Here is a 3,053-nt window from a genome sequence, read left to right as displayed (position 1 = left end):
AATATCTAACATTTTATTAAAAGTGGCTTGTTTTATTCCTGTTAATCGGAATAATTCTTTATCATTAATAAAATCAAATTTATCAAATTTCATAATTTTAGATTCCTATAATTTCTATTTTAAATATATTTTATAGGAATTTTAAAATAACTAGGTTATGCAAGAAGTCTANTANATTNTTNTNATNNNATGGNACNATTAATTTANTNATANTNATTAAAATATCAATTTTTTTCCCATTTTTAAGCTTAAAATTGTAAATAATTTGCCTTTTAAAAATATTTATTTTTTAAAAAAAGTAATATATTTTTTTAAAAAATAAGTTATAATTATTTGCTAAATTATAAGTGAAAGTATAAATATTAAATTTAAAATATTAGTGATAATTAATGCAAATAAAATTATTATCTAAATCCTTTTTTGTTCATCCTAAATTTGGTATAATTACTTTAGTCAAATGGGTGATTAGATGGAAAATAACAAGTTTAATTATTATAATTGAGCAAATAACAAATGAGGGAAAAAGTGACAAATGTCACAAGATACTAAGCAACGGTTATTAACTTTATCGGGAAAAATCCACTATGTGCCATTATGAAAACCAGTTGATATTACAATTGACTTAGATACTCAACAATTAATTATTCCAAAAAATCTTGCTTTTTTAGCACAAAAATATCAATTACCACAAACAACATATTATCTTTTTAAATATAATAATATTAATAACATTATGCTAGAATGTAATTACATTATTAGTAATTATTCAAAAATTATTGAAGCTAAAATTGATCAAAATTTTGTTTCATTAAAATGATCATTATCATATGGTGCTTACTTTTTTAAAGAAATTACTAATTATATCCTAGCACAAGATACAATCTTAGAAACTTATCGGGAAACAAAAAATCGAAAACAACGCTTATTATTTCGTTATCAAAACCAACGTGCATTTAAGAAAAGTAAATGAAAGGGAGAATAAATTTTAATGAAAATTCGGTTAGACCAGTTAATGGTTAATAATAATTTAGTTCCTTCGCGCGAAAAAGCTAAAGCAATGATTTTAGCAAACAATGTTTTAGTTGATAATGTCCCAGCTTTAAAACCAGGTGAACTAGTAAAAGAAAATAGTATTATTAAATTACGTGGTGAACCATTAAAATATGTTTCCCGAGCAGGGGAAAAGTTAGCCAAAGGTTTAACTGCTTTTAATTTAACCGTTAAAAACCTAGTTTGCCTTGACATTGGTGCTTCAACTGGTGGTTTTACCGATTGTTTATTACAAAATCATGCTAAAAAAGTTTATGCTGTCGATGTTGGGACAAACCAATTAGCTTGAAAATTACGCAATAATCCGCAGGTTATTTCATTAGAGAAAACTAATTTTCGATATGTTACTAAAGCATTATTTGCCCCTGATGAAATTGAATTTGCTTGCTGTGATGTTTCTTTTATTTCATTAGATAAAATTATTCCATCTTTAAAAGATATTTTATTATTAAATCATTATGCTTTTTTCTTAATTAAACCACAGTTTGAGAGTACAAAAGAAGCTGTTAAGAAAGGAAAAATTAATCATAAAGCAACTCACTATGATGTTATTAAAAAAATCTTTACTTTAGGTCTTAATAATGGTTTCAGTGTTATCAATTGTGACTATTCTCCAATTTTAGGAAATAAAAAGAAAAACATTGAATTTATTTGTTTATTACAACGAACAATAAATCCGATTAATTATATTGCCGACGAAGTTATAGCAACAATAATTGAAAATGCTTGAAATACTTTATTATCATAATAATATTTTAGGATATAATATTCTTATAAAAGAAGGGAGGAAATAACTTTTATGGCAGTAGGAACAATGAGCGGCGATGTTAAAAATTTGCTTGCAAAAGATCATCTTCAAGTTGGTGATAAAGTGTCATTTAAAGCTGATATGGTTGATTGACAAGATTTTGAATTAGCAACCATAACAAAAGAATATAAAGTTATTTCCGCAGTACCTAGTATAGATACTAGTGTTTGTTTAACACAAACAAAACAATTTAATGAAACAATTATTAGTAAATATCCTAATTTTCAATTAATAACAATTTCACGTGATTTGCCATTTGCTTTGAAACGAGCATGTGAAGCTTTTATTAATTCAAACCATATTCTATTATCTGATACTAATTATCGTGAATTTGGAACACAAACAAAATTATACTTTCCATTTAATAACTTATTAGCACGAAGTGTAATGGTTTTAGATCAAGACAATAAAATTATTTATTTACAAATTGTTTCACCAATTTCTTCTGAACCAAATTATGACGAAGTTTATCAATTTTTAGATACTCTTCAAAAATAAAAACTTGTAATGAAATAAAAAAATGTTTCTTTTAACTGGAAATACCCAGTTAAAAGAAACATTTTTAATTTAAATATTGAGAATATTAACTATTTGAAAAATAATATTTATTTAACTTAATTTGTTAAATTGTTCTTCTAAAAAAGATATTGCTGTTTTTAATAAATCAAGTTCTGTTTTTGACATTGATTTAATTCCATGAAAAGTTAATGTTTGTAACTGATTTTCAAGTTCTATTAAGGCAAATTTTAATTGTGCTTTTTTTCTTCACTAATATTTTTTAAGTTATTAATTTTCTCTTTTAATGTTGATAATCGATTTTGAAGACTTTTAATTTCATTTTCATGCATTGCATTACAAGCAATAGCATTACTTGCTCCAATTGCCGAAAAACTAATTGCTCCTAGAATTGCTAAAATTTTTTTCATTTTTTATATGTTTCCTTTCTATTCGATTAATATTATCGATAATCTTATTGTATTTTTTTTCAAGTTTAAACTTAAAATAAATTCTATTTTATAGTGTAAACTGTAATATGAAGTGCAACAAATCAACTCAGAAAGGAGTTGATTTTTTAATCGAAAGAAAACATTATTTTATTTTACGGTCCTTAGTAACTAAGTATGGAAAAGATAATGTTATTAATATGGTAAATAATATTAGACTTCTTGCATAACCTATTAAAATAATTGTAAAT

5 protein-coding genes are annotated in these 3,053 nt (G+C 24.0%); 4 read left to right on the top strand and 1 reads right to left on the bottom strand.

Annotation, left to right across the window (positions count from 1 at the left end):
- Window positions 1-469 precede the first annotated feature (469 nt).
- Genes BST80_RS04760 through BST80_RS04750 form a run of 3 tightly spaced genes read left to right on the top strand, consistent with a single transcriptional unit; the run spans window position 470 to window position 2,356 of the window.
- A complete protein-coding gene (locus BST80_RS04760; RefSeq protein ID WP_415746196.1) occupies window positions 470-982 on the top strand; it encodes a hypothetical protein in 513 nt (170 codons plus the stop codon).
- A gap of 6 nt (window positions 983-988) precedes the next feature.
- Complete coding sequence (locus BST80_RS04755; protein WP_415746195.1) at window positions 989-1,798, top strand: TlyA family RNA methyltransferase; 810 nt, start codon at window positions 989-991, stop codon at window positions 1,796-1,798.
- Between the two features lie 51 nt (window positions 1,799-1,849).
- Window positions 1,850-2,356, top strand: coding sequence for a peroxiredoxin (locus BST80_RS04750; protein WP_415746194.1), 507 nt, complete (start codon window positions 1,850-1,852; stop codon window positions 2,354-2,356).
- A gap of 248 nt (window positions 2,357-2,604) precedes the next feature.
- On the opposite strand, the gene BST80_RS04745 is transcribed toward BST80_RS04750, so the two are convergent.
- Window positions 2,605-2,784: a lipoprotein gene (locus BST80_RS04745; protein WP_415746193.1), complete on the bottom strand. Its 180-nt coding sequence runs from the start codon at window positions 2,782-2,784 to the stop codon at window positions 2,605-2,607.
- Between the two features lie 107 nt (window positions 2,785-2,891).
- On the opposite strand from BST80_RS04745, the gene BST80_RS04740 reads away from it, so the two are divergent.
- On the top strand, window positions 2,892-3,032 hold the full coding sequence (locus BST80_RS04740) for a hypothetical protein (protein ID WP_415746197.1): 141 nt from the start codon (window positions 2,892-2,894) through the stop codon (window positions 3,030-3,032).
- Window positions 3,033-3,053 lie beyond the last annotated feature (21 nt).

Origin of the sequence: Spiroplasma sp. Moj, from assembly GCF_016082285.1 — a bacterium.
Classification (GTDB): Bacteria; Bacillota_I; Bacilli_A; order Mycoplasmatales; family Mycoplasmataceae; genus Spiroplasma; species Spiroplasma phoeniceum.
The sequence above is the reverse complement of the archived record's forward strand: the minus strand, read 5'-3'. Positions and strand labels throughout refer to the sequence as shown.